This window comes from Nocardioides sp. Root140 (assembly GCF_001426745.1).
Taxonomy (GTDB): Bacteria; Actinomycetota; Actinomycetes; order Propionibacteriales; family Nocardioidaceae; genus Nocardioides.
On sequence record NZ_LMFI01000003.1, the window covers coordinates 121,982 to 144,505 of the forward strand.

General features: G+C 69.6%; 20 protein-coding genes. 17 read left to right on the forward strand and 3 right to left on the reverse strand.

The genetic code is table 11. The annotated features are described in order from the left end of the window. Positions 1-14: 14 nt before the first annotated feature. The gene (locus ASD30_RS08925; RefSeq protein WP_235532544.1) at positions 15-1,319 is read right to left on the reverse strand and encodes an MFS transporter; all 1,305 of its coding nucleotides are present in this window, start codon (positions 1,317-1,319) and stop codon (positions 15-17) included. 84 nt (positions 1,320-1,403) lie between these two features. Between ASD30_RS08925 and ASD30_RS08930 the strand changes: the two genes are divergently transcribed. The 13 genes from ASD30_RS08930 (at position 1,404) to fdhD (ending at position 16,503) form a co-directional block, all read left to right on the forward strand. Further along, entirely contained in the window at positions 1,404-2,294 is an 891-nt protein-coding gene (locus ASD30_RS08930) for a LysR family transcriptional regulator (protein ID WP_200951120.1), read from the forward strand. A 50-nt stretch (positions 2,295-2,344) separates the two neighbouring features. Further along, the gene (locus tag ASD30_RS08935) at positions 2,345-2,635 is read left to right on the forward strand and encodes a DUF1330 domain-containing protein (protein WP_056680505.1); all 291 of its coding nucleotides are present in this window, start codon (positions 2,345-2,347) and stop codon (positions 2,633-2,635) included. 115 nt (positions 2,636-2,750) lie between these two features. Beyond that, the gene (locus tag ASD30_RS08940) at positions 2,751-4,274 is read left to right on the forward strand and encodes a DUF3375 domain-containing protein (RefSeq protein ID WP_056680255.1); all 1,524 of its coding nucleotides are present in this window, start codon (positions 2,751-2,753) and stop codon (positions 4,272-4,274) included. Then, complete coding sequence (locus ASD30_RS08945; protein ID WP_056680258.1) at positions 4,271-5,065, forward strand: DUF4194 domain-containing protein; 795 nt, start codon at positions 4,271-4,273, stop codon at positions 5,063-5,065. The genes ASD30_RS08940 and ASD30_RS08945 overlap by 4 nt, the downstream gene beginning before the upstream one ends. After that, positions 5,062-8,544 (forward strand): ATP-binding protein, encoded by a 3,483-nt coding sequence (locus ASD30_RS08950; protein ID WP_056680261.1) that lies wholly within the window; start codon positions 5,062-5,064, stop codon positions 8,542-8,544. Before ASD30_RS08945 ends, ASD30_RS08950 begins: the two co-directional genes overlap by 4 nt. Before the next feature lie 109 nt (positions 8,545-8,653). Further along, a complete protein-coding gene (locus ASD30_RS08955) occupies positions 8,654-9,034 on the forward strand; it encodes a hypothetical protein (RefSeq protein WP_056680264.1) in 381 nt (126 codons plus the stop codon). 158 nt (positions 9,035-9,192) lie between these two features. Next, positions 9,193-9,834 carry an ABC transporter permease gene (locus tag ASD30_RS08960; RefSeq protein ID WP_056680267.1) on the forward strand — a complete coding sequence of 214 codons (642 nt, stop codon included), beginning with the start codon at positions 9,193-9,195 and terminating at the stop codon, positions 9,832-9,834. Beyond that, the gene (locus ASD30_RS27835) at positions 9,831-11,063 is read left to right on the forward strand and encodes an ABC transporter ATP-binding protein (RefSeq protein WP_056680270.1); all 1,233 of its coding nucleotides are present in this window, start codon (positions 9,831-9,833) and stop codon (positions 11,061-11,063) included. Before ASD30_RS08960 ends, ASD30_RS27835 begins: the two co-directional genes overlap by 4 nt. Continuing rightward, positions 11,056-11,970, forward strand: a complete 915-nt coding sequence (locus ASD30_RS08970) for an ABC transporter permease (protein ID WP_235532545.1) — start codon at positions 11,056-11,058, stop codon at positions 11,968-11,970. Before ASD30_RS27835 ends, ASD30_RS08970 begins: the two co-directional genes overlap by 8 nt. A gap of 1 nt (position 11,971) precedes the next feature. Next, complete coding sequence (locus ASD30_RS08975) at positions 11,972-12,973, forward strand: glycine betaine ABC transporter substrate-binding protein (RefSeq protein ID WP_056680273.1); 1,002 nt, start codon at positions 11,972-11,974, stop codon at positions 12,971-12,973. A 70-nt stretch (positions 12,974-13,043) separates the two neighbouring features. Continuing rightward, positions 13,044-13,385: a DUF1801 domain-containing protein gene (locus ASD30_RS08980; RefSeq protein ID WP_056680275.1), complete on the forward strand. Its 342-nt coding sequence runs from the start codon at positions 13,044-13,046 to the stop codon at positions 13,383-13,385. Positions 13,386-13,399: 14 nt separating this feature from the next. Continuing rightward, positions 13,400-15,676, forward strand: a complete 2,277-nt coding sequence (locus ASD30_RS08985; RefSeq protein WP_056680279.1) for an FdhF/YdeP family oxidoreductase — start codon at positions 13,400-13,402, stop codon at positions 15,674-15,676. A 2-nt stretch (positions 15,677-15,678) separates the two neighbouring features. Next, the gene (gene fdhD / locus ASD30_RS08990; RefSeq protein ID WP_056680282.1) at positions 15,679-16,503 is read left to right on the forward strand and encodes a formate dehydrogenase accessory sulfurtransferase FdhD; all 825 of its coding nucleotides are present in this window, start codon (positions 15,679-15,681) and stop codon (positions 16,501-16,503) included. Positions 16,504-16,560: 57 nt separating this feature from the next. On the opposite strand, the gene ASD30_RS08995 is transcribed toward fdhD, so the two are convergent. Beyond that, positions 16,561-17,007 (reverse strand): DUF1801 domain-containing protein, encoded by a 447-nt coding sequence (locus ASD30_RS08995; protein ID WP_056680285.1) that lies wholly within the window; start codon positions 17,005-17,007, stop codon positions 16,561-16,563. An 80-nt stretch (positions 17,008-17,087) separates the two neighbouring features. Then, positions 17,088-18,215, reverse strand: coding sequence for an alanine dehydrogenase (ald, locus tag ASD30_RS09000; RefSeq protein WP_056680288.1), 1,128 nt, complete (start codon positions 18,213-18,215; stop codon positions 17,088-17,090). Positions 18,216-18,358: 143 nt separating this feature from the next. On the opposite strand from ald, the gene ASD30_RS26000 reads away from it, so the two are divergent. The 4 genes from ASD30_RS26000 to ASD30_RS09020 all read left to right on the forward strand — a co-directional run bounded on the left by ASD30_RS26000 (position 18,359) and on the right by ASD30_RS09020 (position 22,507). Continuing rightward, on the forward strand, positions 18,359-20,284 hold the full coding sequence (locus ASD30_RS26000) for a PKD domain-containing protein (RefSeq protein ID WP_082563706.1): 1,926 nt from the start codon (positions 18,359-18,361) through the stop codon (positions 20,282-20,284). Positions 20,285-20,318: 34 nt separating this feature from the next. Further along, entirely contained in the window at positions 20,319-20,588 is a 270-nt protein-coding gene (locus ASD30_RS09010; RefSeq protein WP_056680295.1) for a hypothetical protein, read from the forward strand. A 78-nt stretch (positions 20,589-20,666) separates the two neighbouring features. Further along, entirely contained in the window at positions 20,667-21,476 is an 810-nt protein-coding gene (locus ASD30_RS09015; protein WP_056680298.1) for an S-methyl-5'-thioadenosine phosphorylase, read from the forward strand. Beyond that, positions 21,473-22,507 carry an NAD-dependent epimerase/dehydratase family protein gene (locus tag ASD30_RS09020; RefSeq protein ID WP_056680301.1) on the forward strand — a complete coding sequence of 345 codons (1,035 nt, stop codon included), beginning with the start codon at positions 21,473-21,475 and terminating at the stop codon, positions 22,505-22,507. Before ASD30_RS09015 ends, ASD30_RS09020 begins: the two co-directional genes overlap by 4 nt. Positions 22,508-22,524 lie beyond the last annotated feature (17 nt).

The following is a 22,524-nucleotide window of genomic DNA, read 5'->3' on the forward strand; positions in this document are numbered from 1 at the left end:
CTTCCCGGTCCGAGCTAGGCCACGAGCGCGGTCGGCTCGTCGCTCGAGGCGTTGGCCCGGGGTGAGCCGGGCGAGGCGGGCGCCGAGGGCGCCGCGGGCGCTCGAGTGCCGCGCAGCACCACGATCAACAGTGCGGTCAGGGTCAGGAGGCCGCCGCTCAGCGCCACGACGCCGGTCCAGCCCGCGTGCGTCCAGGCGGTGCTGCCGAGGTTGCCGAACACGGAGGACCCCACGTAGTAGGAGAACAGGTAGAACGACGCGGCCTGGCCGGTGCTGGCCCCCAGCGCGTGCGCGCGCACGGTCACCCAGCCACTGGCCAGGCCGTGCATGCTGAAGAAGCCGATTGACAGCAGGGCGATGCCGAGGACGATCACCGGCAACGATCCGCTCAGGGTGAGCAGGACACCGGCCAGCGCCACGGCGCAGCCGATGGGGATGATGCGCCGGCGGTCGATCCGGTTGGCGAAGCGCCCGGAGACGATCGAGCTGACCGAGCCGAGCGGATTGACCAGGTAGATCAGGCTGATCGCACCCAGTGACAGGCCGTAGGGAGCCGCAGTGAACCTGAAGCCGATCGCGTTGAACACCGAGACGTAGCTGCCGATCAGGCAGGCAGCGAGGGCGTAGAGCGCCAGGAGTGCACGGTCGTCGAGGACTCCGCGCGTGGCCCGGGCCAGGTTGCCGCGGCCCCGGGTGGCGGGCGTGAACTGGCGTGACGACGGCAGCAGGACGGCGACCAGCACGGCGCAGACGAGTGCGAACAAGGCGGCGCTGGCCAGTGCCCACCGCCAGCCGGCCACGTCCGCGACCGGTGCGGTGACGAGTCGACCTGCCATCCCACCCAGGGCGGTGCCTCCGACGTACAGCCCAACGGCGCCGGCCTGGGCGGAGCGGTGCAGCTCCTCGCGCAGGTACGCCGTCGCGACCGCAGGCAGCCCGGCGAGGGCGAAGCCGGCCAGCATGCGCAGGGCGAGCAGGGTCTCCCAGGTGGGGGCCAGGGCGCAGGCGAGCCCGACGACGACGGAGGCCCACATCGAGAGGTGGATCAGCCGGGTTCGTCCGACCACCTCGGAGAGCGGGCCGGCGATCAGCAGTGCCACGGCCAGCGAGGCGGTGGTCAGTGAGACGGTGAGCGTGCTGCGCGTGGGGGAGACGCCGAACTCGTCGACGAAGGCCGGCAGGAGCGACTGTGTGGCATAGAGCAGGACGAAGGTGGCGTTGCCGGCCGCGAACATCGAGATCATGATTCGGCGGTAGCCCGGGCTGCCCGGTGCGTGTCCGGAGTCGGAGGTGGGACGAGTGGTCAGGGTGGTGCTCACGTTTCACAAGGATCCGCCTCCAATGGTGATACGTACAATGCCGAAATTGGAAGCACTCCATACGCAACACGTATGATGTTGGATGTGCTGATCCGAGACCTCGAATGGCTGCTCACCCTGGCCGAGCACGGTCACGTCACGGACACCGCTGCGATCCTGGGCGTCAGCCAGCCGACGCTCTCCCGGTCATTGACCCGGCTCGAGGACGAGCTCGGTGCGCGCCTGTTCGAACGCGTTCCCGCTGGCGTACAACTCAACCCGACGGGGGACCTCGTGGTGGCGGCGGCCCGCGACATCGTCGACCGTCACGCCCAGCTGCGCAGCGACCTCGACACCCGACTCGATCCCGAGGCGGGTGTCGTGCGGCTGGCCTTCCTCGACTCGATGGCCACCTCGTTGGTGCCCCAGATGCTGCGCGCCTTCCACGCCCACGCGCCGCGGACCAAGGTGCTGCTGGCCCAGGAGCCGCACCACGACATCATGCGCGACCTGACCACGGGCGAGGCCGAGCTGGGGGTCACCACCATCCAGCCCGCGGGACCGTTCGGCTGGCTGACGCTGCAGCACGAGCGGTTGGTGGCCGTCGTGCCACCCACGCATCGGCTCCGGGACCGCAAGCGGATCACGCTCCGGGACCTGGCCGGCGACGAGCTCATCACCACTCCGGTCGGCTTCGGCTACCGGGCGGTGGTCCAGCAGCTGATGGCCGAGGACGGGGTGGCGCTGCGGATCTCCTTCGAGAGTGCCGACCTGGCCACCATCGAGGGGCTGGTGGCGGCCGGCCTGGGCGTCGCGATCCTGCCCGAGCAGCTCGCCGGCGTGAACGGAACGATCAGCCTGGCGCTGCGCTCGCCGCTCGCCCGGCGCACGGTCGGCCTGACCTGGCGCACCGACCACGCGCAGGCTCCGCCCGCAGAGCGGATGCTCTCGTTCCTCAGGGACACCTGGAAGCTGGATGGTTCGGTCGTGCCCTGAATGGGGTGGGCCGCGTCGACGGTGGTGTCGCGGTGCAGGAGGATGGATCCATGACTGCCTACTGGATCAGCACCTACAACGAGATCCTCGACCCCGCGAAGATGGCCGCGTATGCCGAGATCGCCGGGCCCGTCCTGACCGAGGCCGGCGGCACGTACCTGGCCCGGGACCAGTCCGCGCACACCTGGGAGGACGCACGAGAGGGCCGCGTGGTGATTATCCGCTTCGACTCGGTCGAGCAGGCGGTGGAGGCGCACGACAGTCCGGCGTACCAGGCAGCGTTGGCAGCGCTCGACGGTGGCGTGCGGCGCGAGGTGCGGATCGTCCCCGGGGTCGAGTGACCCCGTTCCACGCATCCACGAGACAGGCCCACGCTCCCTGGAGGCCGGACCGTCGGACCCCTCTGGAATGCTTGCGCTCCGGTCGGTACGACGAACGCAGTCTGGAGGTGTGGGGATGAGCGAGATCGCCGGTGAGCTGGCGCGGGTCAAGGGGGCGTTCAGCCAGCCCACCCTGACCCTGCTCCACCAGCGCCAGGCGCCCGTGGTGATCACGATCTTCCGGGCCGCGTTCGGACGCAACAACAAGCCGATCCCCACCGCCCGCCTGCATGCCCAGGTCGAGGAGCACCTCGCCCAGATCCGCCTGACCGGCGAGTCCCTGGTGCCCGAGGGGAGCGGACGCGACCTCTGCCAGAAGTGGATGCGCGGTCAGTGGCTGGTGCGCGCGCTCGACGAACGCGGTCACGAGGTCTACACGCTCACCTCCCACGCGCAGCAGGCACTCGAGCTGGTCAAGGGCCTGGCCCGCGACCGGGCCACGCTGAGCGAGCATCGCATCGCCACCATCCTCGGCACGGTCCGGCGGTTCAACGCCGAGGCCAACCCCGATCGCACCGCGCGGGTCTCCCTGCTCAACGAGGAGATCGCCAGGCTCAGCGCCGAGCGCGACCGGCTCGTCGACGGCGCAGAGATGGTCAGCGCCACCGAGGACTACATGCTCGAGGGGTTCACCGAGCTCCAGTCGTTGATCTCCGCGCTGCCGAGCGACTTCGCCCGGGTCGAGGAGCGGTTCGCCGGCATCCGTGCCGAGATCCTGGCCGCCTTCCGCGCCGAGGACCGTCCACCCGGCGACGTGATCGACGACTACCTGGCCCGCGCCGACGCACTGATGACTGCAACCCACGAGGGCCGGGCCTTCGAGGGCGCCTTCGGGCTGCTCCGCGACGACGCCCTGGTTGCCCAGCTCCGCGAAGACCTCACCGCGCTGCTCGAGCACCCGATCTCCGACCGGATCCTCGCCGAGTCCGACCGGGCCGAGCTGCGCGGCACCGTCAAGCTGGTCCGCGACGGGCTCGACCGGGTGCTCACCCAGCGGTCGAGGGTGACCGCGACGCTCAAGGAATACATCGTCTCCCACGACGCCGCCCGTGACCGCGAGCTCGAGCAGACGCTGCGCCAGGTGGAGTCCGAGCTGATGACCTGGATGGCCACCACCGGCCCGCGGGCCACCCACGACGTGCCACTGCTGCCGTTGCGCGCCGGCATCGACCACCTGCGCGAGCGCTTCCACGACCCGGCCGACGACCGGCTGCCCGACCCGATCGAGCCGGTCGACCCCGACGACGCGAGGTCGCCGTCGCTGGCCGAGCTGATGGCCCAGGGCGGGCCGCAGCTGCCGTCGCTGCGGCAGCGCCTCGACGACGCACTCTCCGACCTGCTGCCCGCAGCCACTCTCGGCGAGGTCTTCGACCGGCTCGAGCCCTCGTTGCGCCGACCGGTGGAGATCTACGGACTGCTCCACCTGGCCGCCGACCGCGGCTGGACCACCGACGACGTCGTCGAGACCTGGGCCACGGTCCGCCACGACGGGTCGCGGCGAACCTTCGCCGTGCCGCGGATGCCGCTGCCCGACCCTGACCTCGACGCACACCGCACCCAGCAGAGCCGCACCCAGCAGAAGAGTGAGACCCCCGCATGAGCACCGACGTCGACCTCAACCGGCCGGAGCCGGAAGACGCGCTCGAACCGGACGACGCCCTCGAGCGCGACCCGGCGTACGACGACTCGGTCTCGCTCTTCGAGGGCGACGAAGGCGGTCTCGAGCACTCCCAACGCCAGGCCCTCGTCGTGCTGCTCAAGCAGCGGTTCATCAGCGCCCGCACCCACCCACGTGACTGGCAGGTGCTGGTCGAGCACGAGCGGGTGCTCCGCTCACGCCTCAACGACGTGTTCCTCGACCTGATGGTCGACCGCGAGCGCGAGGTCGCCTGGAAGCGCCAGGCCGTCCCCGAGACCGGCGGCCGGTTCCCGACCCTGCTCCACGACACCGGCTGGTCGCGCGAGGAGACGCTGGTGCTGGTGCACGTGCGCGACCGGCTGCGCGCCGGGCTGGCCAGTGGCGACACCCGGGTCTTCGTCGACCGCGACGACATCCTCGACTACGTGGCCAGCTTCCGACCCGCGCACGCCACCGACGAGTCGGGCGACACCAAGCGCGCCCAGAACGCCGTCCAGAGCGTCGTGAAGTCCGGTCTCCTGATCGGTGCCACCGGTGACGAACGGTTCGAGATCAGCGAGGCGGTGGAGCCGCTGCTCCCGCTCGAGCTGCTCCAGGAGCTCCTGTCCGCGCTCCGCTCCGCCAACGACACCACCCCAGAACCCGAGGAGCCCGCCGACCTCTTCGACGAGGACGGTGCTGACACAGACGGTGCCGGCAAGGACCGTGCCGACAAGGACGGGGCCGACGCCGACGAGGAGCGCGACGCATGAGCACCGACCAGATCAACGAGCACGAGCTCGGCGGCGACGAGGTCGACGAGGCCTCCGACGGGCTCTTCGCCCGACAGGTGGTCGACACCCCGGCCGACGACACCGTCCAGTGGCGGGCGGCCCTTCTCCAGCTGGTCAACTGGGGAGGCTTCGGCGGCCTGACGACGGTGCCGCTGCGCGGTGACACCACGATGATCTCCGGGGCCTCCGGCGTCGGGAAGAGCACGATCCTCGACGCCTACACCGCGCTGATGATGCCCTCCGACACCAAGTTCAACGGCGCCTCCAACGACGCGGTCAGCGGGCGCGCCCGCGGTGTCGGCCAGCGCAACCTGCTCTCCTACCTTCGTGGCGCCGTCGACGTGATCGACGACCCCAGGACCGGCCGACCGGTCGAGAAGCTGCTGCGCGGCAAGGGCGCCGACACCTGGGGTGCGGTCGCGATGACGTTCGTCAACGACCAGGGCGGCCGGTTCACCGCGCTGCGCACCTACTACGTGCCGCGTCGCGCCACCCGGTCGAGCGACGTGCAGATGCAGCTGGCCACCCACGAGGGGGCGCTCACCCTCGACACCCTCGAGGTCGCCGTCCCCGAGCGCTTCCACGCCAACACCTTGAAGAAGCTCCTCCCCGGCATTCGCGTGCACCGCACCTACGCCGAGTTCTCCGCGGTGCTGCACGCCCGCCTCGGCATCGGCGCGAACGGCGACGGTGCCAAGGCTCTGCGCCTGCTCTCACGCATCCAGGCCGGCAACCAGGTGCGCAGCGTCGACGAGCTCTACAAGGAGATGGTGCTCGAGCGCCCCGCGACGTACGCCGCCGCCGACCGCGCCATCGAGCACTTCGACGACCTCGACGCGGCGTACTCCGCGATGCGCACCGAGGAGGAGAAGCTCGACCTCCTCGGCCCGATCACCGAGCTGCACGCGCGCAAGGTCGCGGCAACCCGCCGCCAGTCCCAGCTCGACTCCTACGGCGTCACCCTCGGCGGCGACACCCCGCTGCGACTGTGGCTCCTGCGCACTCACCATCGCCTGCTCGAGGCGGCGGTCGCCGCCAACCGCGACGCGCGTACGACGAACGCGGACGACCTGTCCCAGACGTCGTCGGCCGAGGCCGCCCTGGTCGCCGACCTCGAGAACGCCAAGGACTCCCACCGCGCCGCCGGTGGAACCACGCTCCAGAACCTCGCCCTGTCGATCGAGCAGGAGCAGGTGGTCCGCGACGACCGCGCCGGCCGGCGCGCCGTGTTGCAGGAGCGCCTGCTGCCGCTGGTCGACGTGGCCGACCCGCACGCAGTCAGCGTCGAGACCGCGCTCGAGTCCGATGCCGGCTTCGGCGCCCTGCAGCAGCAGGCCCGTGAGTGGCTGGCCGGCTGGCAGGACCAGGCGGCCAGCCTCAAGCGTGAGCGTGACATCGCCCGCGACGGACTCTTCCCGGTCAAGCAGCGGCAGGCCGAGCTGCGCGAGGAGCGTGCCTCGCTGCAGAGTCGGGCCGGCCGCATGCCGTCCCGCATGCATGAGATGCGTGAAGAGGTGGCCCTGGCCAGCGGGCTCGGCATCGACGAGCTCCCGTTCGTGGCCGAGCTGGTCGACGTCGCCCCCGACGAGTCGCGGTGGCGCACCGCGGTCGAGACCGTCCTCGGCGGCACCGCCCGCCTCATGCTGGTGCCGATCGACCGGCTCAAGGACTTCTCCTCGGCCATCGACGGGCTCCGGCTGCGTGGCCGGCTGACCTTCGAGGGCGTCGAGCTCGACCTGCCCGACACCGGTCCGGCCGACCCCGAGCGCGTCGCCGGCAAGCTGCTCTTCAAGGACTCGCCGTTCTCCGGCTGGGTGCAGGCCCACCTCGGTGAGCCGTCGCGCAACGCCCTGTGCGTCGAGACCGCCGACGGCCTCGCCGGTGGCGGCTTCCGGGTGACTCTCGCCGGCCAGACCCGCAACGGTCGTCGCGGTGCCCACGGACGCGCCGACACCCGCAACATCATCGGTTTCTCCAACGAGGACGCGCTCTCCGAGATCGACTCCGAGCTCGCCGCCCTTGAGGAGAAGCTGCAGGCCTTCGACGCCGACGTGGCCGAGCTCGACCGCCAGGGCCGCGTGCTGGAGCAGGTCCGCACGGCCTACGACACGATCCGCGCGGCGCGCTTCGACGACATCGACGTCGCGGGCAGCGACGAGCGCATTGCCGAGCTCGGTCATCGGCGAGCCGAGATCCTCCGCGCCGACGACAAGCTGCACGTGCTCCAGGGCCAGATCGACGACCTGTCCGACCGACTGGAGCAGGCCCGCAAGAAGCGGTTCGTGCTCGAGGAGCGCCACAAGCGCCTGGCCGCGGAGCATGCCGAGCTGGTCGACTCCGAAGACCTGGTCAACGACCGCCTCGATGTGATGGACCGCAACGGCACGGTGACGCTCACCGAGGAGCAGGACGCGGCGTTGGCCGCCGACTTCGCCGCGGCCGCGACGCCCGACGACCCCGACGACCTCGACCGCTTCCCGGTCACGTCGCAGCGGTTGGCCGAGCGACTGCGTGACGCGGTGGGGGAGACCGAGACCGAGATCAACCGGGTCGACGACGAGCTCGGTGCGATCTTCCGGATGTACAAGCTCAAGTGGGAGTCGCCGAACCTCGCCGCGACCCCCGACTCGTACGCCGACTACGCCCGCATCCTCGACGACATCCGCGGCACCGGCCTGGCCCAACGGCGCACCGAGTGGCGCCGCCGCCTCACCGAGTGGAGTGGCCAGGACCTCGTGCCGCTCGTGGGCGCGATGGCCGCCTCCATCGAGGAGATCGAGGACCGGCTCGAGCCGATCAACGCGATCCTGCGGCGGCTGGAGTTCGGGGCGTCCGGCGACAGACTGCGCATCCGACTGCGGCGGCTCTCACCCGCCCACGTGCAGGTCTTCATGAAGGACCTCCGCATGCTCTCCTCCGGTGTGACGGCCGAGCCGGACGAGGCCGACCTCGAGAAGCGGTTCCTCGACCTGAGCCGGTTCATGCGCCAGCTGCGCAGGCCGGTCCCGGGTGGCGATCCGGTCACCGACCGCGACCGCCTCCTCGACGTACGCCGGCACGTGGAGATCAGCGCCGAGCGCTATGACCACCACACCGGCGAGCTGCGGGCGACGTACCGCACGCTGGGGGAGAAGAGCGGCGGCGAGAGCCAGGAGCTGGTCGCGTTCATCGTCGGCTCGGCGCTGCGGTTCCGGCTCGGCGACGAGATGCGCTCGCGGCCCCGGTTCGCGCCGGTCTTCCTCGACGAGGGCTTCGTGAAGGCCGACTCCGAGTTCGCCGGCCGCGCCGTCCAGGCGTGGAAGGGCCTCGGCTTCCAGCTGATCATCGGTGTGCCCCTCGACAAGGTCACCGGTCTCGAACCGCACATGGACGAGCTGTTGGCGATCACCAAGAGCACCACGACCTACCAGTCGTGGATCACTCCGATCACCGACGCGGAGCAGACTCCCGCTGGTTGAGGCGCGCCACACCCTCGTTGGTCGAGGAGGCGAGCCAGCGCCGCTTCGAACCACCCGACCCCGAGGTGCGGTGCCGTCGGCGAGGACGACCGTCCAGTACGCTTCGAACATGTGTTCGGAGTCGAGGTGCGACGAACAGGCGTTCCTGCCGTTCGACCCGCCACCGACGGCACCGGCGTCCGCCTCGACGACCTCGGCCAAGCGCCGGGGCGACGGAGCCATCCGTCACCTCATGGTCGACGACGCGCTTGCCTCCCTGGGCAGGCCGGCCGGCACGGAGCTCCTGCTGTCCCCGTGCCGTACGCCGCGCCGCGGCCAGGTCGTCCTCGCCAGCGACGGGAGCAGCCTGCGGATCGGCATCTTCGACCTGCATCTTGGCCGCGCGGCACTGCGCACCGACCACGGCACGGTCTGGATCGGTCGCGCGTCGCAGGTGATCGGCGCGGTCACGGAGGCGGCCGCGCCACTGACCGGCATGCCGGGTTCGTGAGGGCCACGGACTGGGGCCGGAGGCGACTGAACCGGCAACTGTCGGGTACCGCCGGACCTTCACGAGCGCGCCGCGACACGCCGACAGAACGCGATCGAGCAGCATCTGTGCTTGTGTTGAGAAGGTCAAATTCGACGCAACCGGGGTGATTCGCAGGCATGTGGGACTTCGTGAAGGACCGCTGGGACCTCATCCTCTACAACGCGTTGCAGCACGCGAACCTCGTCTTCCAGGCCGTGCTGGTCGCGACCGTCGTGGCCATCCTGCTGGCCGTGGTCGTCAACAGGTTCCGGATGCTCGAGTCGGTGGCCAACACGCTGTCCGCGATCGGATTGACCATCCCGTCCTTCGCGTTGGTGGGCCTGCTCCTCCCGGTGACGAAGATCGGCGCGACGACGGCCTTCATCTGCGTCGCCTTCTACGCGATGCTTCCGATCCTGCGCAACGCGGTGGTCGGGTTCAGCCAGGTCGACGCCACCCTGCTCGAGTCGGCCAAGGGCATGGGCATGACCGAGGTCGGCATCCTGATGCGGGTGCGACTGCCGCTGGCCTGGCCGGTGATCCACGCCGGTGTCCGCACCTCGGTGCAGATGTCGATGGGGATCGCCGCCATCGCGGCCTATGTGCTCGGCCCCGGACTCGGGGGCTACATCTTCACCGGCCTCTCGCAGGCCGGGAACGAGAACGCCGTCCGCTACGCCTTGGTCGGCACGGTCGGCATCGTGATCGTCGCCCTCATCGCCGACCTGCTGATGCTCCTGCTCGGACGCATCACCATCTCGAAGGGAATCCGCGCATGACCCAGACCGGCGCCGCCGACAACGAGCGGGCGATCAGTGGAGCGGAACTCCGCCTCGAGGGCGTGATGAAGCGCTACCCTGGCCAGAAGGTTCCGGCCGTCGAGTCGCTCTCGCTGACCGTTCCGGCCGGAGAGATCGTCACGTTCGTCGGGCCCTCGGGCTGTGGCAAGACCACGTCCCTGAAGATGATCAACCGGCTGATCGAGCCGACCGCCGGCACGATCCTCATCGACGGCCAGGACATCAAGGCGGACAGCGCGACCAGCCTGCGCCGCAAGATCGGCTACGTCATCCAGGGCGGCAGTCTCTTCCCGCACATGACGGTGGCCACCAACGTCGGCGTCGTCCCGAAGATGCTCGGCTGGGACTCCGCCAGGATCAGTGCCCGGGTCGACGAGCTGCTCGACCTGGTCGGCCTCGACCCCGATCGCTACCGCGACCGCTATCCCCGCGAGCTCTCGGGTGGCCAGCAGCAGCGCGTGGGCGTCGCCCGGGGCCTGGCCGCGGACCCGCCGGTGATCCTGATGGACGAGCCGTTCGGTGCGGTCGACCCGATCACCCGCCAGCGGCTCCAGGACGAGCTGATCAGCATCCAGCGCGAGCTCGGCAAGACCATCGTCTGTGTCACCCACGACATCGACGAGGCGATCAAGCTGGGCGACCGCATCCTGATCCTCCAGGAGGGCGCGCACATCGCGCAGTACGACACCCCCGAGAACATCCTCGCCGCTCCCGCCAACGACTTCGTGGCCGACTTCGTCGGCGCCGGCTCGACCCTCAAGCAGCTCTCGCTGACCCGGGTCAGGGCCCTCGACCTGAACCAGCCGACCATCGCGCGGGTGGGCGAGGACACCCGGCCCGTGGTGCAGAAGGCCGAGGCGGCGGGGGACGAGACCGTGGTCGTGCTCGACGACCGGGAGCGCCCGGTCGCGTGGCCCTGGCTGAGGCAGATGCGCCACAACCCGACGGTGCGCGGCGAACCCCGCGAGAACCTGCTGACCATCGACCACGCGGCCACCCTCAACGACGCGCTCGACACGATGCTCACCTCGACGCACTCGAAGGTGATCGTCACCGGCGACCGTGACCGCTACCTCGGCGTCCTCGACTTCGAGACGGTCACCGACCACATGCGCCAGGCCGAACGGGAGGCGGCGGAGCATGTCGAGCTGGCCCAGCAGGATCAGGCACAAACAGTGACGGAGCAGCAGGAAGGCAGCCATGGCTGAGCCCAGCCCTGCCGTTCTCGACGAGCCGGTCCCCGAGGGCCACGAGCCGACCGGCAAGCGTGGCGCGCGGGTGATCACCCGCGAGATGGTCATCATGCTGACCTTTCCGCCGATCCTGGTGGCCGCGGTCTTCGGTGGCTTCGTGTGGTGGCGCCAGACCGCCGAGCTCGACGTGGTCGAGGCGAACCAGCTGCGCTGGAGCCTGCTGTTCGACAGCCACTTCCACGAGGTGTTCCCGAGCTGGAACCCGGCCGACTGGCACGCCCCCTTCCCGGGCTGGAACCCGGCCAGCTGGTACGACGGCCCGTTGCTGCAGGGGTTGATCTGGGAGCACGTCCTGCTCACCGTCGTCTCCGCGATCATCGTCGTGGCGATCGCCGTACCGCTGGGCATCATGCTGACCCGCGGTGGCCTCCGGGTCCTGGCGCCGGTCGTCGTCGGCATCGCCAACGCCGGCCAGGCGGCACCCTCCGTGGGACTGATCGTGCTGCTCTTCCTCTGGCTCGACGGTGGCTTCTGGACGGCGATCTTCGCGCTCAGCCTCTACGGGATCCTGCCGGTGCTGCGCAACACCATCGTCGGCATCCAGGGGGTCGACCCCACGCTTGTCGAGGCCGGTCGCGGCATCGGCATGACCGGCGTGATGACGCTGTTCAAGATCGAGCTGCCACTGTCGGTCCCGGTGATCATGGCCGGCGTACGCACGTCGCTGGTGCTGATCGCCGGCACCGCGTCGCTGGCCTGCTTCATCGACGCGGGCGGCCTGGGCGAGATCCTGCAGACGGGCATCTCCCTGTTCAAGTTCTCACTGATGGTGACCGGCGCCGTCCTGATCGCGCTGCTGGCCCTGCTGATCGAGTGGCTGGGCCGCGTCCTGGAGCTGCTCACCCGACCGAAGGGGATCTGACATGTACGACGCGCTGCGCCGTCGCCGTTCCCTGCTCGCCCTGGTCAGCACCATCTCGGCGATGTCCCTGTTGCTGAGCAGCTGCTTCCTGGGCACGGCGGCCGGCCCTATTCGCAAGGGCGATCTGGCCGGCCCGGTGGCCGACGTGAAGCCCCTCGACGGGCTGGACATCTCGATCGGGTCCAAGAACTTCAGCGAGAACATCATCCTCGGCAAGATGGCAGTCACCCTGCTGGCCTCGGCCGGCGCCGACGTGACCGACCTGACCAACATCCCCGGCAGCGCCGCCGCCCGGCAGGCGCAGCTCGAGGGCCAGATCGACGCGATGTGGGAGTACACCGGCACCGGCTGGATCACCTACCTCGGTCACACCAAGCCGATCCCCGACGAGCAGAAGCAGTACGTCGCGGTCCGCGACGAGGACCTGAAGACGAACGACCTGGTCTGGCTGCCCCCGGCGCCGATGAACAACACCTACGGCTTCGCGATCACCCAGGCGGTCAGCAAGCGGTTCGGCATCACCAAGCTCTCCGAGATCAAGGACGTCCCGGTCAAGGACCGCACGTTCTGCGTGGAGTCGGAGTTCACCAACCGGCCCGACGGGCTGCCGGGAATGCTCAAGACGTACGGCATCCCGCAGGGCCAGGCCAACGGGGTTCCCGAGAAGAACCTCAAGACCTACCAGACCGGCGCGGTCTACAGCGCGACCGCGAAGGGCGAGTGCAACTTCGGTGAGGTGTTCACCACCGACGGCCGCATCGTGGCGCTCGACCTGACGGTGCTCAAGGACGACAAGGAGTACTTCCCGAAGTACAACGTCTCCCTGGTGGTCGACGACGACCTGCTCAAGGAGTACCCGCAGATCGAGAAGCTGTTCGCCCCGATCACCGAGAAGCTCACCAACGAGGTCCTGCTCAAGCTCAACGCGAAGGTCGACGTCGACGGACAGGAGCCGGTCGACGTGGCCTACGACTGGCTCAAGGACGAGGGCTTCATCAAGTGACCAGCCCGGCCCGCCAGCTGGTGATCGCCCCGGGGTCCTGGGCCGCCCGAGCGTGGCTAGACTCGCGAGCATGAGCACAGACTGGCGATCCGACACGGTCGAGAAGGTGCGGTCACTCATCGTGACGGCGGAGCCCGACGTCGAGGAGGAGGCCAAGTGGCGCAAGGCCTCCAACCCCGACGGCGTCCCCACGTTCTCGTCGTCCGGACTGATCTGCACGGTCGAGACCTACAAGGACAAGGTGAAGCTGACCTTCGCCAAGGGCGCCGCTCTCGACGACCCGACCGGGCTGTTCAACGCCAGCCTCGACGCCGGCACCCGGCGTGCGATCGACCTCCGCGAGGGTGACCAGCTCGACGAGGACGCGTTCGCCGAGCTGGTCCGCGAAGCCGTTGCACTGAACAGGTCCTGAAGGGCGGAGACGACATGCGTTCGAACGAGGATCCCAAGGACGACCTGAAGGTCACCAAGCCCAAGGAGTGGGCGGCCGGCGTACCTGCTGTGGCGCACGCGATCGAGTACTCCCTCTCGCAGACGTCGGCGAAGCGCACCGCGCTGACCCTGTTCGCGCTGAACCAGACCGACGGCATCGACTGCCCCGGGTGCGCGTGGCCGGACCCGTCCGGCCACCGGCACAAGAACGAGTACTGCGAGAACGGCGCCAAGCACGTCAACGACGAGGCCACCACCAAGCGGGTGACCCGTGAGTTCTTCGCCCAGCACCCGGTCGCGGAGCTCGACGGGAAGTCCGACTACTGGCTCAACCAGCAGGGGCGCCTCACCGAGCCGATGGTGAAGCGGCCCGGTGCCACCCACTACGAGCCGATCAGCTGGGACGACGCCTTCGACCTCGTCGCCGACGGGCTGAACGGCCTGGGGTCGCCGGACGAGGCGATGTTCTACACCTCCGGGAGGCTGAACAACGAGGCGGCCTTCCTGCTGCAGCTGCTCGCCCGGTCGTTCGGCACGAACAACCTGCCCGACTGCTCGAACATGTGCCACGAGTCGAGCGGCTCCGGGCTGGGGGAGAGCCTCGGCATCGGCAAGGGCAGCGTCTCGCTCGACGACATCCACGAGTCCGACCTGATCCTGGTGGCCGGGCAGAACCCGGGCACCAACCACCCGCGCATGCTCAGCGCCCTCGAGGAGACCAAGCACAACGGCGGGCAGGTGGTGGCGATCAACCCGCTCCCCGAAGCCGGCCTGAAGCGGTTCAAGAACCCGCAGAAGCCCAGCGGCGTGATCGGTCGGGGCACGACGATCGCCGACCAGTTCCTCCTGATCCGCCCCGGCGGGGACCTGGCGCTCTTCCAGATGCTCAACAAGCTCCTGTTGGAGGCCGAGGCCGCCGCGCCCGGCACCGTGCTGGACCACGACTTCATCGAGCGCAACACGATCGGCTTCGAGGAGTTCTCGAAGAACGTCGAGGCGATCACCTGGGACGACGTACTCACCGCGACCGGGCTGACCCGTGACGAGGTCGAGGAGCTGCACCGCCAGGTGTTGCAGAGCAAGTCGGTCATCGTGTGCTGGGCGATGGGACTCACCCAGCAGAAGCACGGTGTGCCCACGATCCGCGAGATCGTCAACTTCCTGATGTTGCGCGGCAACCTCGGCCGGCCGGGCGCCGGAGTGTGCCCGGTGCGCGGGCACAGCAACGTGCAGGGCGACCGCACGATGGGCATCTGGGAGCAGATGCCGCAGCCGTTCCTGGACGCCCTCGGTGCGGAGTTCGACTTCACGCCGCCGACCAGCCACGGCTTCGACTCCGTCAACGGAGTGCGGGCGATGCGCGACGGCAAGGCCTCGGTCTTCGTGGGGGTGGCCGGCAACTTCGTGCGCGCCATGTCCGACAGTGACGTCACCGAGCAGGCGCTGCGCAACTGCTCGCTCACCGTGCAGATCTCGACGAAGCTCAACCGCTCGCACACCGTGGTCGGCGAGACCGCGGTGATCCTGCCGACCCTGGGCCGCAGTGACCGCGACGTCCAGGCGACGGGGGAGCAGTTCGTCACCGTCGAGGACTCGATGAGCGAGGTGCACCAGTCCCGCGGGAAGCTCGACCCGGCCTCGCCCGACCTGCTCAGTGAGGTCGCGATCCTGAGCCGCCTGGCCCGTCGTCTCCTGCCCGACAGCGCGATCCCGTGGGAGTCCTTCGAGGGCGACTACGACCTGGTCCGCGAGCGCATCGCCCGCGTCGTTCCGGGCTTCGAGGACTTCAACGCGCGGGTACGCCGACCCGGTGGGTTCCGGTTGCCCAACCCGGTCAACGAGGGCGTCTTCCCGACCCCGAGCGGCAAGGCGGTCTTCACCAGCAACGAGCTCACCATGCCGCGTCCCCCCGAGGGCCACCTGGTGCTGCAGTCGCTGCGTTCGCACGACCAGTGGAACACCATTCCCTACTCGGGCAACGACCGCTACCGCGGCATCCACAACGCCCGCCACGTGGTGCTGGTCAACCCCGACGACCTCGCCGAGCGTGGCCTCTCCGACGGCGACGTGGTCGACATCGTCAGTGTCTGGCACGACGGCACCGAGCGACGCGCCAGCGGGTTCACGGTGGTCGCCTACCCGGCCGCGCGCGGCTCGGCGGCGTCGTACTACCCGGAGACGAACGTGCTGGTCCCGCTGGACAGCGTGGCCGACGTCAGCAACACACCGACGTCGAAGGAAGTCATCGTCCGCCTCGAACCGGTGGGTTGACGATGGGCCGCGTCACCGCCCGCCGCAAGGTGCTGCGCGTCCGTGACGGCGTGGCCGACCACCGCGTCGACACCATCGCCGCGGAGGAGCCGATGGAGCTCCGGGTCAACGGCCGCACGCTCACCGTCACGATGCGCACGCCCGGTGACGACTTCGACCTGGCCGTGGGGTTCCTGGTCAGCGAGGGCGTGGTCCACGCGTCGTCCGACGTGACGTCCGTGCGCTACTGCGCGGGTGCCACGGCCGACGGCACCAACACCTACAACGTGGTCGACGTGCAGCTCGCGTCCGGCGTACCAGCCCCCGACCCGTCGCTGGAGCGCACCTTCCACACCACCTCGTCCTGTGGGCTGTGCGGCAAGGCCAGCCTCGAGTCGGTGCGCACGACGGCCACCTGGTCGGTCTCCGACGACCCGCTGCGCGTCGGACCCGAGCTTCTGGCGACGCTGCCCGAGGCCCTGCGCGAGGCCCAACGGGTCTTCGAGCGCACCGGCGGGCTGCACGCCGCCGGGCTCTTCTCCGCGGCTGGTGAGCTCCGGTGCGTGCGCGAGGACGTCGGCCGGCACAACGCCGTCGACAAGGTGGTCGGCGATGCCCTGCGCTCCGACACGCTCCCGTTGCGCGAGAGCATCCTGATGGTCAGCAGCCGTGCGTCGTTCGAGCTGGTCCAGAAGGCGGTGATGGCCGGAATCCCCATGCTGGCCGCGGTGTCCGCGCCCTCGTCGCTCGCTGTCGAGCTCGCCGAGGAGAGCGGCCTGACCCTGGTCGGGTTCCTGCGCGGCGCATCGATGAACGTGTACGCCGGCGCCGGCCGCATCGACGTCTAGGAGACTGCTGAACAAATCATGGCCGGCGGCGCGCCGCCCGAATTGTTCAGCATCCTCCTAGCCCGCGGCCTTCTTCACCAGTTCGGTGAGCGCCTTCTCAATGGTGGCGTTCGTCGTGGTGACCGCGAAGCAGGTCGGCCACATGTCGCCGTCGTCGAGGGCGGCGTGCTCGTTGAACCCGACCTCGGAGTAGCGCACGTCGAACTTCGAGGCGTTCTTGAAGAACAGGATGATCTTGCCGTCGCGGTGCCAGGCGGGCATGCCGTACCAGGTCTTCGCCAGCAGGTCGGGCGCGTTGGCCGTGACGATCTCGTCGAGCTTCGTGGCGATGGCCTGCTCGTCGGCGGTCATCGCGGCGATCTTCTCCGCCAGGTCCGCGCGGTCGGCCTCCGCCTTCTTGGGGCTGGTGCTGCGCTTCTTGGCCGACTTCAGCTCGGCCGCGCGCTCCTTCATCGCGGCGCGCTCTTCCTTGGTGAATCCGTCGTACGACGTGTCGCTGCTCATCGCTGGTCCTTCCCTCGTGGTCGGTGTGTCCTCGATCCTAGGAAGGCCCCGGCCGTGGTGCTTCTCGATTCCTGATCGCTTCAGCCGAGGACCTCGTCGGGGCTGACGGCGGCGATGCCGGTGGCCTCGCCGACCGGCTTGTTGGTGAGCCGGCCGTCGTGGGTGTTGAGGCCGAGGGCAAGTGAGTGGTCGTCGCGGCAGGCCTGGTGCCAGCCCTTGTCGGCCAGGGCGACGGCGTAGGGGAGGGTGGCGTTGGTCAGGGCGTAGGTGGAGGTGTTCGGCACGGCACCGGGCATGTTGGCCACGCAGTAGAAGGTTGACTGGTGGACCTGGTAGGTGGGGTCCGCGTGGGTGGTGGCGTGGGTGTCCTCGAAGCAGCCGCCCTGGTCGACGGCGATGTCGACGAGCACCGAGCCGGGCTTCATCCGGGAGACCAGGTCGTTGGAGACGAGCTTGGGTGCGGCGGCTCCGGGGATCAGCACGGCCCCGATGACCATGTCGGCCTCCATCACCTGCTGCTCGATGGCGAGCTTGGAGGAGGCGAGGCCGTGGACGCGGTTGTTGTAGCGCCAGAACGACATCCGCAGCTTGTCGAGGTCGGTGTCGAGGAGGGTGACGTCGGCGCCCATGCCGAGGGCGATGTTGGCGGCGTTCTGTCCGGAGACGCCGGCGCCGATGATGACGACCTTGGCGTTGGCGACGCCGCCGACGCCGCCCATGAGGACGCCGCGCCCGCCCTGGGCCTTGAGCAGTGAGTGTGCGCCGACCTGGGGTGCGAGGCAGCCGGCGACCTCGGACATCGGGTAGAGCAGGGGCAGCCCGCCGCTGGGTAGTTGGACGGTCTCGTAGGCGATTGCGGTGACCTTGCGGGCGAGCAGCTCGTCGGTGAGGGGCTTGTCGGCGGCGAGGTGCAGGTAGGTGAAGAGCAGCTGGCCCTCCCGCATGCGGTGGTACTCCTCGGCGACGGGCTCCTTGACCTTGAGCACCAGGTCGACGCCGCCGTCGGTGCCCCACGCCTCCTCGGCTGTTGCGGCGATCGTGGCGCCGGCGGCGACGTACTGCTCGTCGCTGATCGAGGAACCGACCCCGGCACCCTGCTGGATGACCACGTCGTGCCCGTGCGCGGTGAGCTCGTGCACACCGATCGGTGTGATCGCGACGCGGTACTCGTGGTTCTTGACTTCGGTGGGGACGCCGATCCTCGTCATTGGTCTGCCTCTCCTGCAGTCGTTGCCTCTGCCCACTGTGCCACCGCCGGCCACACCACACGAGGAATTTGGCGGCCCTCAGGCGGACGACGTATCCAAGGATGGTGATGCATTCGCGGCTTCGTCGAGGCTAACGTCGAGGCATGACACTTCTCCGTGTCGCGGTGACCGCATTCAGCGCACTGTTCCTCGGGGTGACAAGCCTGTCTTCATCCGGCGCCCCCGGCCCGGGGGTCGAAGCGGCAGACGAACCCACGGCGAAGTTCACGGTGGCGGGCGACTTCTCGTCCTCGCCTTCCGCCAGAGCCGTCCTCGCTGGAATGGCGGGGGGCGGCAGCGACCTCACCCTCGCCCTGGGGGACCTGTCCTACGGCACGACGGGTGCCGAACAGGCGTGGTGCGACGTGGTGACCGCCGGCGTCGGTGCGGGCTACCCGTTCGAACTCATCGCGGGAAACCACGAGGGCAACGGCCAGAACGGCAACATCAACGACTTCTCCGCCTGTCTGCCGAACCAGCTTCCGGGAGTCATCGGCACCTACGGACGGCAGTACTACGTCGATGTCCCCGCGGCGGCACCACTGGTTCGCTACCTCATGATATCGCCGAACATCACGTTCAGCGACGGAACCTGGTCGTACGACGCCGGAACGCCGCGGTACGGCTGGACAGAGGCTGCCATCGACGGAGCCCGTTCGGCCGGCATCCCCTGGGTCGTGGTCGGCATGCACAAACCCTGCCTGTCGGTGGGGGAGTACGCCTGCCAGCCCGGAGCCGACCTGATGAACCTGCTGATCGACAAGAAGGTCGACCTGGTTCTCACCGGTCACGAGCACTACTACGCACGCACCGACCAGCTCGCAACAGGTCAGGAGTGCCCCGCCCTCGTGCCCGACAACTATGCGGCGGCCTGCGCTGTCGACGTCGACGCAACGATGGTGAAGGGTGCGGGCACCGTGTTCGGCACGGTCGGGACGGGCGGCACGCCGCTCCGCGACATCAACACCTCCGATCCGGAGTTCAGCTATTTCGCCGCGACCTCGGGAGCCAACCGGGACCCGGCCTATGGATACCTCGAACTCACGGTGACCCCCGACCGGCTCGACGGCACCTTTCGCGCGGTCTCGGGTGCGACGTTCACCGACGCCTTCGCCATGGTCAGGGGAAACCTGCCGCCCTCGGCCTCGTTCACCACGACGTACGACGGCACGAGCGTCTCCTTCGACGCGGTCGCCTCCAGTGATCCCGACGGCTCGATCGCGTCGTACCTCTGGGACTTCGGTGACGGTGCCACGGCGTCCGGAGTGACGGCGTCACACACGTACGCCGGTACGGGGGACTACCAGGTGCGGTTGACAGTCACCGATGACGCCGGCTCGACAGGTTCGGTGACCAAGGCCGTCACGGTCGTCGACCCGAATGGTGGGCCGGACCCCTTTGCGACCGACGACTTCGCGCGGAACTCGGTCAACGGGTGGGGCACGGCTCCCCTGGGTGGCAACTGGTCCATCACGGGCGCCGTTGGCAACGCCTCGGTGTCCGCGGGGAGCGGCTCGATCCGCATGCCGACGCCCGGCTCTGCCCCGGGCGCACAACTGAACGGAGTGTCGAGCACTGACACCGAGCTCCGGGTGACCGTCGGCCTGGACAAGGCCTCCACCGGCATCGGCACCTCGGTGCGTGTATTGCCCAGACGGCTGGCCAACGGGGACAGCTACTTCGCCGCCGTCCGGTTCGTGCCGAACGGGACGGTGGTGCTCACGCTGATGCGACTGGTCGGGACGCAGACGAAGCTGGCGACCGTGACCGTTGCCGGTCTCACGCACCAGTTGGGAGACCGGTTCAACGTCCGCACCCAGGCCACCGGAACCTTCCCGACCACGATTCGGGCGAAGGTGTGGAAGGTCGGCACGCAGGAACCGACGGCCTGGGCCGCGACCGTGACGGACGCGACGGCCGCGCTGCAGACCCTCGGTGGAATCGGGCTGCGCGGTGAGCTGGCCACCAACGCGACCAATGCCCCGGTCCAAGCCCTGTTCGACGATCTGTGGGCGGGCCCGACGTCTTGACCCGCAGCCTGTCGCCCACCCCGTACGGCGCATCGTGCTGCTCTCCGGATGCGGCGAGGCCCAGGCCCAGCGGGCGGAGGATCTCGTCGCCGTGGCCGGGCAGCGGTACGGCGCCGACCGGACCTACGAGCTGATCGGGCCCCGACCGATGACGTTCGCCGAGGCGACCGCCGACATCGCGACCGCCCTCGGGCGCCCGATCGCCTACGAGCAGGTCACCGCGGAGCAGCTGGTCGCTGACCTCGTCCGTGCCGGGCTGCCGCGCGACGAGGCCTGCTGCATCGGCGCCGCCCTCCGCGCATGAGGGAGGGCTTCTTACGAGGCGCTTACGACCCGGCGCGCACCCTTCTCCGGCGGCGGTTGCGCTGGCAGCGTGGACGACATGAGTGAGCTCCGCGCAGATGTCGCCGTGATCGGTGGCACGGGCTTCTACGCCCTGTTCGACGACGCCCCGACCGCCACGGTCACCACGCCGTACGGCGCCCCGTCGGCACCCATCACGATCGGCTCCGTGGAAGGGCGCAACGTGGCCTTCCTGCCCAGGCACGGATTGCACCACGAGTACCCGCCGCACCGGATCAACTACCGGGCCAACCTGTGGGCGCTGGCCTCACTCGGCGTACGCCAGGTGCTGGCGCCGTGCGCAGTCGGCGGCCTGGGGACGAAGGTGCGTCCGGGATACATCGTGGTGCCCGACCAGCTGGTGGACCGGACCCAGGGCCGCATCCAGACCTTCGTCGAGACCGGCGCCGTGCACGTGCCCTTCGCGGATCCCTACTGCGACGGCGTGACGAAGGCCCTGGCCGCCGGATCGCCCGACGTGATGGTCGGCGGCGCCATGGTCGTCATCGAGGGCCCGAGGTTCTCCACGCGCGCGGAGTCGCGCAGCTACGCGGAGTCCGGGTGGTCGCTGGTGAACATGACCGGCCATCCGGAAGCCGTGCTGGCTCGCGAGCTGCGGCTCTGCTACGCCCCGCTGGCCCTGGTCACCGACATGGACGCGGGGGACGACACCGGCACCGGGGTCGGCCAGGCGGACGTCTTCGCGCTGTTCCGGTCGAACCTCGACCGACTCGGCACGCTGCTCCGGACCGCGATCACCGAGCTGCCCGATCCGACCGGATGCGCGTGTGCCACCTGGGCCGACGAGATCGAGCTGACCTATCCCTCGCCCACCGGCGCACCGTCGTGAAGGTCCTGCTGACCGGCTCCGCGGGCTTCATCGGCTCCGCGGTGAAGCGCCGGCTCGAGGAACGTGGTGACGAGGTGGTCGCGGTCGACGTGATGCTCGACCTGGCCCACGGCGCCACGACTCCACCCGTTGGCACGCACCGGCTCGACGTACGCGACGCCGATGCGTGGGCCGATCTGCTCAGCGGTGTCGACGCGGTGTGCCACCAGGCCGCCGTCGTCGGAGCCGGCGTACGCGTCGCCGACCTGCCGGTATATGCGTCGCACAACGACCTCGGCACCGCTGTGCTGCTGGCCACCATGCACGAGGCGGGCGTACGCCGACTGGTGCTGGCCTCCTCGATGGTGGCCTACGGCGAGGGCGCCTACGAATGCCCCGAGCACGGGCCCCAGGCTCCCGGACCCCGCAGCACCGAGGACCTCGACGCAGGTCGGTTCGACCACGCCTGCCCGGTCTGCGGCCAGTCGTTGCGGTGGACCCTGGTCGACGAGGCGGCGCCCGTCGATCCGCGCAGCTCGTACGCCGCCAGCAAGGTGGCGCAGGAGCACTACGCCTCGGCGTGGGCACGCCACGCGGATGCGCACGCGATCGCCCTTCGCTACCACAACGTCTACGGACCTGGCATGCCCCGTGACACTCCCTATGCCGGAGTGGCGGCGATCTTCCGCTCGAGTCTCGAACGTGGAGCGGCACCCCGGGTCTTCGAGGACGGCGCGCAGATGCGCGACTTCGTGCACGTCGACGACGTCGCCCGCGCCAACCTGGCCGCCCTCGACGCGGTGATCGCCGAGCCGGCGCCCTTCGCGGCGTACAACGTGTGCTCCGGCCGACCGATCTCCATTGCCGAGGTGGCCGACCGGCTCGCCGGTGCCGACGGGCCCTGTCCCGTCGTCACCGGGCAGTACCGCCTCGGCGACGTGCGCCACGTGGTCGCCTCACCCGAGAAGGCCGCCCGGGAACTGGGCTTCACCGCGCTGGTCCACCCCGACGAGGGCATCGCCGACTTCGCCACCGCGCCACTGCGCGACTGACCTCCGGAGCGCTTGGC

What these genes read in the sequence shown, in the direction of transcription:
- ASD30_RS08975 (WP_056680273.1), top strand. Translation starts at nt 11,972, where the DNA reads ATGTACGACGCGCTGCGCCGTCGCCGTTCCCTGCTCGCCCTGGTCAGC.
- ASD30_RS08945 (WP_056680258.1), top strand. Translation starts at nt 4,271, where the DNA reads ATGAGCACCGACGTCGACCTCAACCGGCCGGAGCCGGAAGACGCGCTC.
- ASD30_RS27835 (WP_056680270.1), top strand. Translation starts at nt 9,831, where the DNA reads ATGACCCAGACCGGCGCCGCCGACAACGAGCGGGCGATCAGTGGAGCG.
- ASD30_RS08950 (WP_056680261.1), top strand. Translation starts at nt 5,062, where the DNA reads ATGAGCACCGACCAGATCAACGAGCACGAGCTCGGCGGCGACGAGGTC.
- fdhD (WP_056680282.1), top strand. Translation starts at nt 15,679, where the DNA reads ATGGGCCGCGTCACCGCCCGCCGCAAGGTGCTGCGCGTCCGTGACGGC.
- ASD30_RS08980 (WP_056680275.1), top strand. Translation starts at nt 13,044, where the DNA reads ATGAGCACAGACTGGCGATCCGACACGGTCGAGAAGGTGCGGTCACTC.
- ASD30_RS08935 (WP_056680505.1), top strand. Translation starts at nt 2,345, where the DNA reads ATGACTGCCTACTGGATCAGCACCTACAACGAGATCCTCGACCCCGCG.
- ald (WP_056680288.1), bottom strand. Translation starts at nt 18,215, where the DNA reads ATGACGAGGATCGGCGTCCCCACCGAAGTCAAGAACCACGAGTACCGC.
- ASD30_RS08940 (WP_056680255.1), top strand. Translation starts at nt 2,751, where the DNA reads ATGAGCGAGATCGCCGGTGAGCTGGCGCGGGTCAAGGGGGCGTTCAGC.
- ASD30_RS08955 (WP_056680264.1), top strand. Translation starts at nt 8,654, where the DNA reads ATGTGTTCGGAGTCGAGGTGCGACGAACAGGCGTTCCTGCCGTTCGAC.
- ASD30_RS26000 (WP_082563706.1), top strand. Translation starts at nt 18,359, where the DNA reads ATGACACTTCTCCGTGTCGCGGTGACCGCATTCAGCGCACTGTTCCTC.
- ASD30_RS08995 (WP_056680285.1), bottom strand. Translation starts at nt 17,007, where the DNA reads ATGAGCAGCGACACGTCGTACGACGGATTCACCAAGGAAGAGCGCGCC.
- ASD30_RS08960 (WP_056680267.1), top strand. Translation starts at nt 9,193, where the DNA reads ATGTGGGACTTCGTGAAGGACCGCTGGGACCTCATCCTCTACAACGCG.
- ASD30_RS08970 (WP_235532545.1), top strand. Translation starts at nt 11,056, where the DNA reads ATGGCTGAGCCCAGCCCTGCCGTTCTCGACGAGCCGGTCCCCGAGGGC.
- ASD30_RS09015 (WP_056680298.1), top strand. Translation starts at nt 20,667, where the DNA reads ATGAGTGAGCTCCGCGCAGATGTCGCCGTGATCGGTGGCACGGGCTTC.
- ASD30_RS08985 (WP_056680279.1), top strand. Translation starts at nt 13,400, where the DNA reads ATGCGTTCGAACGAGGATCCCAAGGACGACCTGAAGGTCACCAAGCCC.